The organism is Caballeronia sp. LjRoot29 (assembly GCF_964252755.1).
Taxonomy (GTDB): domain Bacteria; phylum Pseudomonadota; class Gammaproteobacteria; order Burkholderiales; family Burkholderiaceae; genus Caballeronia.
Genome location: NZ_CAXUPU020000003.1, coordinates 358,890 through 371,813 on the forward strand (window position 1 = coordinate 358,890; position 12,924 = coordinate 371,813).

Genomic DNA, 12,924 nt, shown 5'->3' on the forward strand with positions numbered 1-12,924 from the left:
ATTTAATTAATGGTAAGTGCCTTGACGCTGGTCTGTATCACTATCGCGACGCTGCTGATTGCCGCGTTGCCTATCTGGCTGTATCGGAAGACGAAACCCCGGTTTGGTTTCGAGCGGCGTGACGTGATTGTCGGGATCGCAGTCTTCGCACTGTTTTCGATGGTGATCGAACGCGGCCTCCACGGGCTCGTGCTGAGCAACGCGACCACGGTCGGCCTGCTGCTGAATCCGGCCATTTTCGTGATCTACGGTGCGCTTGCGACGGGTATCTGCGAGGAAGTCGGGCGCTACGCCGGCATGAAATGGCTGATCAAGCGCAATCCCGCTTCATTGCAACGGCCGGGCACGGCGCTGGGTTACGGAATTGGCCACGGCGGCGCGGAGGCGTGGCTCGTTGGCGTGCTGGTCCAACTGCAGTGGATCCTTTACGCGCTGCTCGCTGACCGCGGCATGCTCGATCAATATTTTACGAGCGTCCCGGCTGAGTCGCTGCTGCGGCTGCACGCGGTGCTCGGCAGTCTCGCGCCGGAAACTGCCGCGATGTTCCTGGTCGAGCGCGCGGCTGCGTTTGTGTTCCAGGTGGGATTGTCGGTGGCAATGTGGCACATGCTGCGCGAGCGTTTCCGTTTCACGCTGCCGTTCATGATCATTGCGCACGCGCTGATCGCGTTGCCGGTGGCGCTGTATCAGGCGCGCTTGATTCCGCTGCTCGCCGCCGATGCCGTGTATCTCGTGTTCGGGTTGATCGTGATGCGTGCGCTGCGGCGTTATTTCCTGGGCGTGGCGGCAGATGCGAGTAGGGCAACGCGCGTGGCACGTGAAAAGGCCGGAGACTGAGATGGACGACGAATATCAATACGAGTGCCCGAGCGCCGATATCGAATTGCTGGCCCGTGTGGTCAGCGACCTGTTCCCTGAGCAGACGCAATTTGCCGAGCGTCCCGGCGACGATGGCCAGCTTTCGCTCGTGATTCATTACGTGGCAATGCGCTTTGGTGCAGCGGCACGCCGCATTGCCATCGATATCCGCTTCGATCCCGCTGCACTCGCGCGTTACCGGGCGATGCCGCCACGCCTGCACGCGCGCAGTTACGCAGTGCTGCGTGCTTACGTGGAAGCCACGCTCGGTTCGCTCGAGGAGATGTACGCAGCAGGGGAGACCGTGCCGCGCACGGTGGAGATCGATATCGGCGAGGATTTTGCTTGAATACGAGTTTGCTGGGCGCTGTTTCAGTTTCTACGTAGCGCGCTTATAAACCTTCGCGAAACGCGCCGCCTTGACTACGCCGTAGTCGCCCGGCGCGTATTGCGTGACCCAGTCGCCAGCTTCGCCGTGAAGCACATCGCCGGCTTCAGACCGCGCGATTGAAAACGCTTCGTGCATCTGCTTCGCGAGAACCGCAACCGGCACGTTCCGGTACGCCCCGGCATGGCCATGCGTGAGCCCGTCGTGCGCGACATACTTTGCATCGAAGCGATCCCGCGATACGACCCAGCGTTCGCCGGTAGCGCCCGTGATCAACGCGTCGCCGGGCGCATAGCGGTTCGGACCTTCCAGGCTCATCAGCGAGCCCGGTTCCTCTGCAAACTGGACCGCGACGGTTTCGTCCTTCACCACGCGATGCGCAGCGAGGTCGGTGGTGAGGTCGAGTTGGGTCAGTGTGATGGCTGTCATACGGATGTAATGAGAAATAATGAAAACGCCGAAACGATAATAATCCGCGATCGTAACGCCAAATGTAACGCCAAATGCGAAAGCGCTCGCATCGAAACCACGATGCGAGCGTTTTTTTCACGGCTCACGGGCAGAATCCCCGGGAAGTTCAGCCTTCAGATCAGGCCGATGCGCGAAGCTTAGGGCTTGGTGGTCGAAGCACCGTCTGCCGCAGCCGCCGCCGGCGCCTTGCGATGCGGCGCGCGGCCTTTATGCGTACCCGGCTTGCCCGACTGGTGGAAGCTTGCGTCGGCGAGTTTCTTCTGCTCAGGTGACATGCTTGCGTACAGCGGCTCGAAGGCGTCGACCAGATGCTTCGTGCCGTCCGCGTGCGCTTGCGTGATCTGCTCGTACTGCTTCATGTCGTCGAGCGCGGTCGTGTTGTCGCCCAGCGCCATGCGTTGACGGTACAGATCACCCATCGTGTGGCCATTGTCGCGCATCACGTCGGCGAACTTGTTCCATTGCTCGTCCTGGGCAGCGGTGATCTTGAGCTTGGCATGCAGTTCTGCAATGCGTTGCTCGACGCGTGCTTCACGCGCCTGGCCGCGTGCCGTATCCGGTGCCGATGCGCCTGCGGGCGCAGCCGGAGCGGACGATTGGGCGAAAGCCGTGGAAAGGGCCAGCGAGGCAGCCAGTGCAACGAATGTTTTTTTCATGGGTGACACCTTGGGTCCATTGAGAAGGGGCAAGCAACACATGCTAAAGGTAACGTGTGTTGTTTGGCCGACGCCGCTATTAATATCACGTTAGCGCGCGGCATTGCTTGCGTTGCCACAACTGCTTACAACCGATACGTCTGCGAAAAAAACGCAATGACCGGGCAAGCCGGGTTCGCCAAGGGTAGGAGTTTAACCAACGAGCACGGGCAGCCGTAGATTGATGCGCCCGTGTTTTAATGGCTGCGTTGCTTCATGCTTTTGTCACGAGCGTGAAGTTTTGCATGACTTCGTGCCGTACTCTCGCTGTAAATAAAATTAACTAAAGGACCACGCCTTATGCGACCGCCGCGCCTTGATCAGCTCGACGACATCGACCGGAACCTCGTTGCGTCTTTGCAGGTGAACGCCCGTGAAAGCGTGTCCGAACTTGCGCGTCAACTCGGCATTGCGCGCACGACAGTGATCGCCCGGCTCGCGCGGCTTGAGAAGACTGGCGTGATAGCGGGATACGGCGTACGGCTGGGACAAGACGTGCTCGACGCCAGCATCCAGGCTTATGTAGGCATCAAACTGGCGCCGAAATATGGCCGCGATGTGCAAAAGCGCTTCGCCAGGATGCCCGAGATGCAACTGCTCTGCGCAGTGAGCGGGGAGTTCGATTATGTTGCGTGGCTGCGGGCGGATTCCCCCGACCGGCTGAACGATCTTCTCGATGAAATCGGCGGCCTGGAAGGTGTTGAACGCACGACGACATCGATCATTCTTGCCCGCAAAGTGGATCGCGGCGGCCTGGGTTAAGAGCGATTTGCGACAATTTGTCTTATGGTTTCGTCAAAACGTCGAAATTGCTAGTCGATTCGCATCATTTTGTGTCTTTTATCAATATTCATGCGCTCCTAAACTGGAGGTTGGAGATTTGCCTCTCGACCGCCCACCAAGGAGATAAACATGAAAATAGCCCTCATCGGCGCCGGCCTGATTGGCCAGAGCATCGCTCAATTGCTGCGTGAAACCGGCGACTACGAGGTCGTCGTTTTCGACCGCGATGCTCACGCACTCGACTTGCTTGAAGCACAGGGTATCCCTACCCGCCGTGTTGATTCCGCCGATGCACACGCATTGCGTCTCGCGCTGCTTGGCTTCGACGCACTCCTTAACGCAATGCCGTATTACCTCGCCGTGAGCGTCGCAACAGCGGCGAAAGCAGCCGGCGTCCATTACTTCGACCTGACCGAAGACGTGCGGGCAACGCACGCGATCCGCGAGATCGCCAATCATTCCAGCCACGCCTTCATGCCGCAATGCGGTTTGGCGCCGGGGTTTATCGGTATCGTGGCGCACGACCTGGCGAAGCGTTTTGCCGAAGTTCGCGAGGTCAAGATGCGGGTGGGCGCGTTGCCTGAGTTTCCGACCAACGCGTTGAAATACAACCTGACCTGGAGCATCGATGGCCTGATCAACGAGTATTGCCAACCGTGCGAGGCTATCCGCGATGGCAGTACGCAATGGGTGCAGCCGCTGGAAGGACTGGAACATTTTTCGCTCGATGGCACCGAGTACGAAGCGTTCAATACATCGGGCGGACTCGGTACGTTATGCGAAACGCTGGCCGGCAAGGTGGAAACGCTGGATTACAAGTCGGTGCGTTATCCCGGGCATCGCGAACTGATGAAGTTCCTGCTCGACGACCTGCGCATGTCGAGTGACCGTGATGGATTGAAGGCAATGTTCCGGCGCGCCATTCCGGCTACGGCGCAGGACGTCGTGCTGGTATTCGTCACAGCGACCGGGATGCGCGAGGGCCGTCTCGTGCAGGATGTATTCACGCGCAAGATCTTCGCGAAGAACGTGTGTGATGTGCCAATGAGCGCGATTCAGATCACGACCGCTGGCGCGATCTGCGCGGAACTCGATCTGTTCCGCGAAGGCGTGTTGCCGCAAAGCGGCTTTATCCGTCAGGAGCAGGTGCCCCTCGAAGCGTTCCTGGCGAACCGGTTCGGGCAGTTGTATGAAGGCGCGAGTTCGCTCAGCGTTGTCCGGCAATTGCAGGCTGCCTGAGGTTTCGCTCGCACTGACGCCCCGCGCGGATGGTTTCAAGCGGGGCGCGCAGGCCGGCAGATCAATTTCTTCCGTATCGATTCATCAGCGGCGTCGACGTAATGCCATGCAGGATTACCGACGCCGCGATCACGCCCAGCACCAGCGGAGCGAGCGGTTCAGCCACGCTGTGAGGCGCATGCTCCAGTGCGTACAGCAGGTAATAAAACGAACCAACGCCGCGAATCCCGAACCAGCTGGTGAGCAAGCGCTGCGAGCCCGTCGCCGATGACCCCAGCAACGAAGCCTGCACCGACACCGGCCGCGCCACCAAAAACAGCAGGCCGACGACCGCGGCGCCTTGCCATGTAAACAGCTTGTCCCAGACATTGGCGAGCACGCTGCCCACCATCAGCATGACCGCGACTTCCGCGATCCGTTCGAGTTCTATCGTGAAGCCGAGTACGCGTTCCGCGACAAACGCATGCGCGCGATCCGGATCGGAGGCGGTAGCACCAACATCTTCTGCATCGATAATGCCAAGCGCCTCATGCGCCGACTTGTCGCCGCTGGCCTTCTGTTCGACGCGCCGCATCGCCAAGCCCGCCGCGAATACGGCAAGGAACGCATACGTGTGGATCAATTCGGCGACGCCGTACGAAAGCGCGATCAAGCCCAGCGCATAAAACCCCTCAGGTCCGAGCGCCAGCGCATGGCGGCTGCGCAGCCACGCAATCAGCCTCACCGCGAGGTCTCCAAGCAGCCAGCCAACGGCCAACGCACCCGCGACACCCCAGAGGGCATCGCCGGCAAAATGCCAACTGAGCGCTTGCTGCGGAGACGCCTCATAGTTACAGACCGCAATGCCCAGCAACGCAAACGGCAGAGCGATGCCGTCGTTCAAACCTCCTTCGCCGGTGAGCGAAAAGCGCAACAGGTCGATATCGCCGGGAACCTGCACTTGAACGTCATGGGCGAGCACGGGGTCGGTCGGGGCGAGCATCGCGGCAATGAGCAGCGCGGGTCCCCAATTCATGTGCAGCAGATAGACGCATGCCAGCGTCATGATGGCGACGGTTGCGACCATCGCGAACAAGCCGAGGCGCACGGGCAAGAGCCAGATGCGGTCGGTGGGCGGCACGCGCAGGCGCAAGCCGATCGCGAACAGCGACACGAGCATGGCGACTTCGGTAATCCGGCGCAGCAGGGTGGCGTCGCCCAGAAGGTCGATCTTGAGCAATCCGATGCCAAACGGACCCAGCCCAAAACCGATGGCGAGATACACCATGGCGCTGCTGATCGGCAGTTGTTTGAACGTCGAACTGGCAAGCCCCATGAAAATGAGAACACCGCCAACGACGAGAAACCATATCGTTTCGGTCATGAGAGCCTGAGTAGAATGCAGCGTACGCGGATAAGAGCAACGGGCGTGCCACCTGCGCCGTCGCGATGTGCCGCATGCAATACGTACTAGATGAATACGTTTCGCCGCTTGAAACGCACGGAGCTTTTATTCGTGCACCAGCACGCCGCGCAAGCCCGGGGCTCGGGCACAATGATGCGCCTGCGGAGCGCCCGCTTGATGGATAAAGCTATCGTCGACACGGTGCAAACGGCCGGCTGGGTAAATGGGTAAATAAGTCGCGCGCATCCGCTTGCCCACACGCCGGCTCGCCGGTACTCCGCGCGCCAAACGAACTGTCCAGATCATCGTGAAACGTAAAATGCCCGCGCTGAATGCGCTCAAAGCCTTCGAGGCGGCCGGTACCACCGGCAGCTTCACTCGCGCAGCCGAGTTGCTGAACGTCACGCAAAGCGCGGTCAGCCGGCAGGTCCGTCAGCTCGAGGAGCAGCTCGGCGAGACGCTGTTTTCCCGCCGTCATCAGCACCTCGTCCTCACGCCGAGCGGTCGCGTGTTATTGCGTGCGTTGCAGCAGTCCTTCGACAAGATCGAACTGACGGTTCGCGCGATCAGTCAAAAAAACGATGTCAACCGCTTGCGCATCAACGTCCCGCCGACCTTTGCCGCGCGCTGGCTGGTGCCGCGCCTCGGGCGTCTGCGTGAAGCATTTCCGCAACTCGACCTGAGCATCACGACGCGCGTGGACGATGGCATCGCGGATTCGAACCGGCTGGATTGCGCGGTGCGTTTCGGCGATGGCGAATGGAGCAACCTCGAAAGTACCTTGCTGATGCACGAGCGGCATATCGCGGTGGCGTCGCCCGCGTTGCTGGATCGCGCGGGCGCGGATACGCCGGTGGACCTGAACCGCTTCACCTTGCTGCATGTTTTGTCGGGCGAAGATCAGCGGTATCTGACCTGGCAACACTGGCTGGGCGCTGCGCGTATTGAAGGCGTGCACACGGACAACGGCCACGAATTCGACCTGCTCGATTTATCGATACAAGCGGCCATTGACGGCATGGGCATCACCATTGCCGATCGTCACATGATCGCGGCCGAACTGGCGTCCGGGCAATTGCGGCAGGTGCTGGATGTGGAGATAGAAGGGCGGCAATCGTACTGGCTAGTGGTGCGTCCCGAGCAACGTGCAAGCGGGACGCATCGGCTTTTCCAGCAGTGGCTTCAGACTGAAGCGGCGGCCAGCGCTTCGCGTTGAACGAAGGTGGTGGGCGCGGTGGCATCGTCGAGAATCATTTGTGCGCCTTTCTCCGCCACCATCATCACGGGTGCATTGATGTTGCCGGACGTGACGTTCGGGAAAATGGAGGCATCGACAATGCGCAACGCCTCGATACCATGCACGCGTAGGCGGTCATCGACCACGGAGGTCTGCGGGTCCGGGCCCATTGCGCACGATCCGCACAGGTGATAAATCGAGCCGCTGTTCTCGCGGAAATAGTGCAGCATGGCGGCTTCGTCGCCATCGGGTACGACCGATGCACCCGGCAGCGTTTCTTCCACCGTCACCGCGCGCAACGCCGGGGCCTGCATGATCGAGCGGATCAGCCGGCTGCCCTGGATCACTTCATCGATATCCTTTTTCGTCGTCAGATAGTTCGCGTGGATCAACGCAGCGTCGCTGACGTTCGGCGATGCGATCTCGATCGATCCGCGGCTTGTCGGCCGGCACGGATTGAACGCGAGCAGGAAGCCCGGATACGGCTCGGGCGTGAGCTGCGAGCGGTTCGATTTCGGAATCCGGTACGACAACGGATTGAAGTAAAGCTGGAGGTTTGCAAGCGGGCTGGCCGGGTCCGTGCTGAAAAAGCCGCCGGCCTGATTCACGCTCATTGCGAGCGGTCCCTTGCGCGTCAGCAAGTACTGCAGGCCGAGCTTCAGCTTGCCTAACAACGAACCAAAATCGCCGTTCAGGGTAGGCATGTTCGCGCGATAGTAATAGCTCGCGCAAAGGTGATCCTGCAGGTTCTGGCCGACGGCCGGCAACGCATGCACAAGAGGAATCCCGTGGCGTGCAAGCAGTTCCTTCGGTCCGATGCCGGAGAGTTGCAGCAGCTTGGGTGTATCGACTGCGCCCGCGCACAAAATCACTTCTCGTCCGGCGTGGAAAGTCTTCTTGACACCGTTCTGCGATACCTCGACCCCTGTTGCGCGCAGTCCATCGAACAGCACACGCGAAGTCAGCGCGTGATGTTCGATATGCACGTTCGAGCGCTTCAGCGCCGGCTCCAGATACGCCACATTGCTCGACGCACGTTGTCCCTTGTGGGTGTTCACATCGTAGACGCCAACGCCTTCGATCTTCGCGCCGTTGAAGTCGTCGTTGCGCGGAATATTCAGTTGATCGCAGGCATCGAGGAAGTGACGCGTGATCGCGTGAATGCCGCGTTTCATCGACGTCACGTGGATCCGGCCGCTCGCCCCATGCACTTCGGTGTTCCCGGCCTCATGAGTTTCAAGCTTGCGGAAATACGGCAGCACGTCTTTATACGACCAGCCCGCATTGCCTGCAGCCGCCCAGTCGTCGAAATCGCGGGGCGCGCCACGCACGTAGATCATCGCGTTGATGGAGCCGGAACCGCCTTGCACCTTGCCGCGCGGCGCATAGATTTTCCGGTCCGCCAACTCTGCTTCCGGCTCGGTGTAATACATCCAGTTGCAGCCCGGATCGTAGTAGGTCTTGGCAAACCCGACCGGAATCTTGAACCAGAACGAGTCGGCCTTGCCGCCTGCTTCGAGCACGAGCACGGAGTATTGTCCCGACGCTGACAGCCGCTCGGCGAGAATGCAGCCGGCCGATCCCGCGCCGACGATGATGTAGTCGTAATTCATGTTGTGTACTCGGCCTCAGCCTTTGGCCGGAGAGGAATCCCGGACATCGGCAGGCTTTGACGCCATCTGCAGGTGCAGACGATCGCCGGTGTAAGGAGAATGGGCACGTACCACATCCATGTTCAATTCCACGCCGAGTCCCGGCGCCTTCGACGGCACGATATAACCGTCTTCCCATTGAATCGGCGTCTTGAGTATCTCGGCATGAAAGCCGTCCCAGGTGCCGATGCTTTCCTGGATCAGGAAGTTGGGCGTGCAGGCGGCGAGCTGGATGCTGGCGGCCGCGCCGATGGGACCGTTGTACAAATGCGGGGCGATCTGCGCGTAATAAACTTCGGCGAGGGCCGCGATTTTCTTGCCTTCGAGCAAGCCGCCGCAGCGCGCCACGTTCAATTGCAAAATGGACGCCGCGCCCGCTTGCAGCAGCTTGAAAAATTCATACTTGGTCGTGAGCCGCTCACCGGCAGCAATAGGGATGCTGGTGTGCCGGGAGACCTGCGCCATGGCGTCTTCCTGACCGGGCGGGACGGGCTCTTCGAACCACAGCGGGTCGTACTTCTCGAGACGTTGCGCAAGACGGATAGCAGACGAGGGAACCATCTGCCCGTGCGTGCCGAACAGCAGGTCGCATCGGTTGCCGACAGCTTCGCGGATGCGCTTGCAGAAGGTCTCGCAACGCTCCAGAACCTCGAGCGAAATCTGATGGCCCGAGTACGCGGTGTACGGACCGGCCGGATCGAACTTGACTGCGGTGAAGCCGAGGTCCGCATTGCGTACGGCACATCCAGCGGCGAGGTCGACGTCGTCGTAGTCGTATTCGCCTGCGGCGTTCTTCGGGTAGAGATACGTGTACGAGCGCAGCCGTTCGTTGACGAGTCCGCCCAACAGTTCATACACCGGCTTGTCCGCTGCCTTGCCGATAATGTCCCAGCACGCCATTTCCAGGCCGCTGACTACGCCCATCATCGTGAGATCGGGGCGTTGCGTGAAACCGCTCGAATACGCTTCGCGGAAAAAGCGCTCCACGTGATGCGGATCGTGGTCTTGCAGATACCGCCCGAACACGTCGTCGATAATGTGCGCCATCGCTTTCGGATGGAACGTCGCCGAATAAATTTCGCCTACACCTTCAATCCCGCAAGCGGTTTTCAGCTTCACGAAGATCCAGTACATGCCGCCCAGGTGTGGCGGCGGTACGGCGACGAAATGCGTTTCGAGAGAGACGATTTTCATTGGAGGGCGTCCTTTGCAACGGTCGTGCGCATACGCTTGAGCGCGAGCGCGGCGATGCCGCCAATCACGCTGATCGCAGCAATGTAGGAGAAGTAAAACTGGTAGCCGAGGAGGCCGGGGAAATGCTCAGTAGTCCAGCCGTTCACGAGCGGCAGGAACACGTCGGGCGAATAACCGATCAGCGAAACGAGGCCAATGGCCAAGCCCGTTATACGAAGCGGAATGCCGCATTGATCAAGCAGCGACCAGTAGAGCCCACGAATGGCGTATGTAAGGATGCCGATCACCAGCACCACGATAGCGATCATCGCAACGCCGGCACGCGGATCGATATGACCGAGCGTAGGCAGCACGACCAGCGCAACCAGGCCGAGCGCCGCAAGAAACAGCGCGCTGGTCAACACGCCGAGCGTGGAGAAACGATCGCCGAGATAACCGCCGCCAATGCCGCCAATCGGGCGCATCCACAGCTTGAGCGTGGTGAGCGTGCCGGCCATGACCACGGTCATCTTGAGGTCGCCGACTTGCAGGTAAGCGGAGAAGCTGTAAGTAGCCCAGAAGATCTGATAACCGCAGAACACAATGGCCGCCATCAGCCAAAGCTGTGGAATGCGCATCAGCGTGAGCAGATCGTTCCACAGCGAATGCGTGTGTTTGAGATCGTCTGCTGCCTGCTGTTTTTCCTGAGCCGTGGCGGGCGGGTCCTTGACCAGCGCCATCAACAAGCCGAGCCCGATACAGACGGCCGAATACAGGTAGACGACATATTTGAAGCCTACGTTGATCGGCAGGCCGTGCTTCTCCGTCGCGGTCGCGAAGATCACCAGCGCGATGGTTGCAAGCAACGCTTCGATCAAGCCGCGTCCGCCGTCGAGCAAGCCGAAGAAGCGGCCTTGTTCGTCGTGCGCGGCGATGGTCTTTACGCGCTTCAGGATGGAAGCCCAGAAGGTCAGGCCCGTCGTCAGTCCCCAGCAACAGAACACGGCGAGCAAAACGGGGAAACTGGGCGCGGTCGAATAAACGAGCCCAAGCCCGCCGGTCGCGATCAACGAAAAGCAGATCAGGAAACGCGGTGCGATGCGGTCGGCAAGCCAGCCGCTCGGCAAATAGCTGATCAGGAAGACGGTGCCGAGTATCGAATACAAATAACCAAGCTGGCTATTGTCGATATGAAAAAACTCGAGCATTGGCGTCTGGTAGACCTGACGCAAATACAGCAGCGGATAGATCGCGCCCGCGGCAATCACCAGCAGCATGAGCTGGATGTATCGCTGCGCGCGGGTTGTATCTGCTATTGGCGGTGTAATGCCGGTCAAGGTTTTTTCCACAATAAGTCTCCTTCGGCTGTTCAAATCTGAACGCCGTTTTTATAAATGCTCGAATAAATGTTGATCGATTAAAAGCGCAATGAGGCTCAATACTTCATGACGACAAGACGCGTCTGCGTGAATTCGAGCATGCCGTGCTTGCCGTCATCGCCGCCGAGGCCCGAGCGTTTCCAGCCGGCGTGAAAGCCCTGGTATGGATCAGCGGGCGTGCGGTTCACGTACAGTTCGCCGGCTTCAATTTCGTTGGCGACGCGCATCGCGGTGCGATAGTTCTCGGTGTACAGAACCGACGACAAGCCGTACTGATGGTCGTTCGCCATCGCGAGGGCGTCGTCGAGCGTGTTGTACGAGATCACCGGCAGCACGGGCCCAAAGATTTCTTCGCGGACAATTTCCATGTCGTGGCGGCAATTGATCAGCAGCGTTGCCGGATAGAAATAGCCGGGACCTTCGGGCAACACGCCGCCCGTCGCGATCGTCGCGCCTTCGGCGACAGCACGTTCGACCATCGCATGAACGTTGAGCTGCGCCGAGCGGCTGACGAGCGGACCCATCTTCGATGCATCCTGCGAGCGGTCGCCGAAGCTGACCGCATGCATCTTCGCGCGCAGCAATTCGACGAAATGGTCGTGCACGCTGGCGTGCACATAGACGCGCTCCATTGCCGTACACAATTGCCCGCAATGCGTGGTCTTCGATGCCACGATAGCGCTCGCTGCCGCTTCAAGATCGGCGTCGGGCTCGATGATCGCCGGCGCCTTGCCGCCGAGTTCCAGCGAAGGCTTGGCAATATTCGCCTTGCAATAATCGAGCACGATGCGCCCGGCGCCCACGCTGCCGGTGAGCGTAATCATGCCGACTGAGGGATGCGTGCAGACGACACCGGCGGTAGCGTGGTCCATCGCGAGCACGTTGAAGACGCCCGCAGGCAGGCCGGCTTGAAGCGCCGCTTCGGCGATCTCGAATGCCGAAGCCGGCGTGTTATTGCTCGGCCGCACGACGACGGTGTTCCCGGTGATCAGCGCGGGCGCGATCTTGCGCAGCAGGGTATACACCGGGTAGTTGAACGGAATCAGGCAGGCCACTACGCCGATCGGTTCGCGATGCAGAACAAGGTTTTCGTTCGGCGTATCGCTGGGAATGACTTCGCCTTCAATCCGGCGCGCCCATTCCGCGTGATATCGCGTGATGTCGGCGGCATAGCGGGCTTCGTTCTCCGAATCGGCCACGCTCTTGCCCGACTCCAGCGCAAGCGCTGCACCAATCTGCGGGGCGCGCTCAACGAGGGCATTGGCGAAACGGCGCAGATGTTCTCCGCGTTCAATCGCCGTCAGGGCGCGCCACTTTTTCTGTGCACGCGATGCGGCTTCGACCGCACGCAGCGCGTCGTCGTGCGAAGCGAGCGTGACGCGCGCGATATTGGCCGAGGTAGCGGGATTGTTGACGTCGGAGAAAGAATCGGATTGCGACTCGACGAAACGGCCATCAATGAAATTAAGGTAGGTGCGCATCGTGATTGCCAGGAAAGTTGAAGCGCCGCAGTGATCCGCGACGTGAGTGGCGGTAGTTTTATCGGGCGTGACACTCGGCCACAAGCGATTAAAACTCGACCCGCCCATGCGGAAAACGCACTGAGAGGCGGGTGCTTTCATGCAGCGCGATCGACTATGACGAGCTACCATGCGAAAACGCGGC

12 protein-coding genes are annotated in these 12,924 nt (G+C 60.1%); 5 read left to right on the plus strand and 7 right to left on the minus strand.

The genetic code is table 11. The features are described 5' to 3' along the window. Nucleotides 1–9 precede the first annotated feature (9 nt). Together ACSQ83_RS05645 and ACSQ83_RS05650 are read left to right on the plus strand one after the other, a co-directional pair. Entirely contained in the window at nt 10–837 is an 828-nt protein-coding gene (locus tag ACSQ83_RS05645; protein WP_436227467.1) for a YhfC family intramembrane metalloprotease, read from the plus strand. A 1-nt stretch (nt 838) separates the two neighbouring features. Further along, a complete protein-coding gene (locus tag ACSQ83_RS05650; protein WP_414951997.1) occupies nt 839–1,207 on the plus strand; it encodes a DUF3022 domain-containing protein in 369 nt (122 codons plus the stop codon). A gap of 30 nt (nt 1,208–1,237) precedes the next feature. On the opposite strand, the gene ACSQ83_RS05655 is transcribed toward ACSQ83_RS05650, so the two are convergent. Together ACSQ83_RS05655 and ACSQ83_RS05660 are read right to left on the minus strand one after the other, a co-directional pair. Then, complete coding sequence (locus tag ACSQ83_RS05655; protein ID WP_436227468.1) at nt 1,238–1,675, minus strand: PGDYG domain-containing protein; 438 nt, start codon at nt 1,673–1,675, stop codon at nt 1,238–1,240. A 179-nt stretch (nt 1,676–1,854) separates the two neighbouring features. Further along, the gene (locus tag ACSQ83_RS05660; protein ID WP_436227469.1) at nt 1,855–2,373 is read right to left on the minus strand and encodes a Spy/CpxP family protein refolding chaperone; all 519 of its coding nucleotides are present in this window, start codon (nt 2,371–2,373) and stop codon (nt 1,855–1,857) included. 339 nt (nt 2,374–2,712) lie between these two features. On the opposite strand from ACSQ83_RS05660, the gene ACSQ83_RS05665 reads away from it, so the two are divergent. Together ACSQ83_RS05665 and ACSQ83_RS05670 are read left to right on the plus strand one after the other, a co-directional pair. Next, nucleotides 2,713–3,174, plus strand: a complete 462-nt coding sequence (locus tag ACSQ83_RS05665; RefSeq protein ID WP_031356349.1) for an Lrp/AsnC family transcriptional regulator — start codon at nt 2,713–2,715, stop codon at nt 3,172–3,174. A 150-nt stretch (nt 3,175–3,324) separates the two neighbouring features. Next, complete coding sequence (locus ACSQ83_RS05670; protein WP_436227470.1) at nt 3,325–4,434, plus strand: saccharopine dehydrogenase C-terminal domain-containing protein; 1,110 nt, start codon at nt 3,325–3,327, stop codon at nt 4,432–4,434. 61 nt (nt 4,435–4,495) lie between these two features. Here ACSQ83_RS05670 and ACSQ83_RS05675 read toward each other — a convergent pair whose 3' ends face one another. Further along, on the minus strand, nt 4,496–5,797 hold the full coding sequence (locus tag ACSQ83_RS05675; RefSeq protein WP_436227471.1) for a cation:proton antiporter: 1,302 nt from the start codon (nt 5,795–5,797) through the stop codon (nt 4,496–4,498). 340 nt (nt 5,798–6,137) lie between these two features. Here ACSQ83_RS05675 and ACSQ83_RS05680 point away from each other — a divergent pair, with 340 nt between their 5' ends. Continuing rightward, nucleotides 6,138–7,034 (plus strand): LysR substrate-binding domain-containing protein, encoded by an 897-nt coding sequence (locus ACSQ83_RS05680; protein ID WP_414952091.1) that lies wholly within the window; start codon nt 6,138–6,140, stop codon nt 7,032–7,034. On the opposite strand, the gene ACSQ83_RS05685 is transcribed toward ACSQ83_RS05680, so the two are convergent. The 4 genes from ACSQ83_RS05685 to aldA form a co-directional block, all read right to left on the minus strand. Continuing rightward, nucleotides 7,001–8,668 carry a GMC family oxidoreductase gene (locus tag ACSQ83_RS05685; RefSeq protein WP_436227472.1) on the minus strand — a complete coding sequence of 556 codons (1,668 nt, stop codon included), beginning with the start codon at nt 8,666–8,668 and terminating at the stop codon, nt 7,001–7,003. The genes ACSQ83_RS05680 and ACSQ83_RS05685 overlap by 34 nt on opposite strands. Nucleotides 8,669–8,683: 15 nt before the next feature. Continuing rightward, nucleotides 8,684–9,901 carry a mandelate racemase/muconate lactonizing enzyme family protein gene (locus ACSQ83_RS05690; protein ID WP_436227473.1) on the minus strand — a complete coding sequence of 406 codons (1,218 nt, stop codon included), beginning with the start codon at nt 9,899–9,901 and terminating at the stop codon, nt 8,684–8,686. Further along, on the minus strand, nt 9,898–11,229 hold the full coding sequence (locus ACSQ83_RS05695) for an MFS transporter (RefSeq protein WP_436227474.1): 1,332 nt from the start codon (nt 11,227–11,229) through the stop codon (nt 9,898–9,900). Before ACSQ83_RS05695 ends, ACSQ83_RS05690 begins: the two co-directional genes overlap by 4 nt. 86 nt (nt 11,230–11,315) lie before the next feature. Then, the gene (aldA, locus tag ACSQ83_RS05700; protein ID WP_436227495.1) at nt 11,316–12,740 is read right to left on the minus strand and encodes an aldehyde dehydrogenase; all 1,425 of its coding nucleotides are present in this window, start codon (nt 12,738–12,740) and stop codon (nt 11,316–11,318) included. Nucleotides 12,741–12,924 lie beyond the last annotated feature (184 nt).

Coding starts and splice junctions, on each gene's coding strand:
- ACSQ83_RS05645 (WP_436227467.1), top strand. CDS start 10: ATGGTAAGTGCCTTGACGCTGGTCTGTATCACTATCGCGACGCTGCTG.
- ACSQ83_RS05650 (WP_414951997.1), top strand. CDS start 839: ATGGACGACGAATATCAATACGAGTGCCCGAGCGCCGATATCGAATTG.
- ACSQ83_RS05655 (WP_436227468.1), bottom strand. CDS start 1,675: ATGACAGCCATCACACTGACCCAACTCGACCTCACCACCGACCTCGCT.
- ACSQ83_RS05660 (WP_436227469.1), bottom strand. CDS start 2,373: ATGAAAAAAACATTCGTTGCACTGGCTGCCTCGCTGGCCCTTTCCACG.
- ACSQ83_RS05665 (WP_031356349.1), top strand. CDS start 2,713: ATGCGACCGCCGCGCCTTGATCAGCTCGACGACATCGACCGGAACCTC.
- ACSQ83_RS05670 (WP_436227470.1), top strand. CDS start 3,325: ATGAAAATAGCCCTCATCGGCGCCGGCCTGATTGGCCAGAGCATCGCT.
- ACSQ83_RS05675 (WP_436227471.1), bottom strand. CDS start 5,797: ATGACCGAAACGATATGGTTTCTCGTCGTTGGCGGTGTTCTCATTTTC.
- ACSQ83_RS05680 (WP_414952091.1), top strand. CDS start 6,138: ATGCCCGCGCTGAATGCGCTCAAAGCCTTCGAGGCGGCCGGTACCACC.
- ACSQ83_RS05685 (WP_436227472.1), bottom strand. CDS start 8,668: ATGAATTACGACTACATCATCGTCGGCGCGGGATCGGCCGGCTGCATT.
- ACSQ83_RS05690 (WP_436227473.1), bottom strand. CDS start 9,901: ATGAAAATCGTCTCTCTCGAAACGCATTTCGTCGCCGTACCGCCGCCA.
- aldA (WP_436227495.1), bottom strand. CDS start 12,740: ATGCGCACCTACCTTAATTTCATTGATGGCCGTTTCGTCGAGTCGCAA.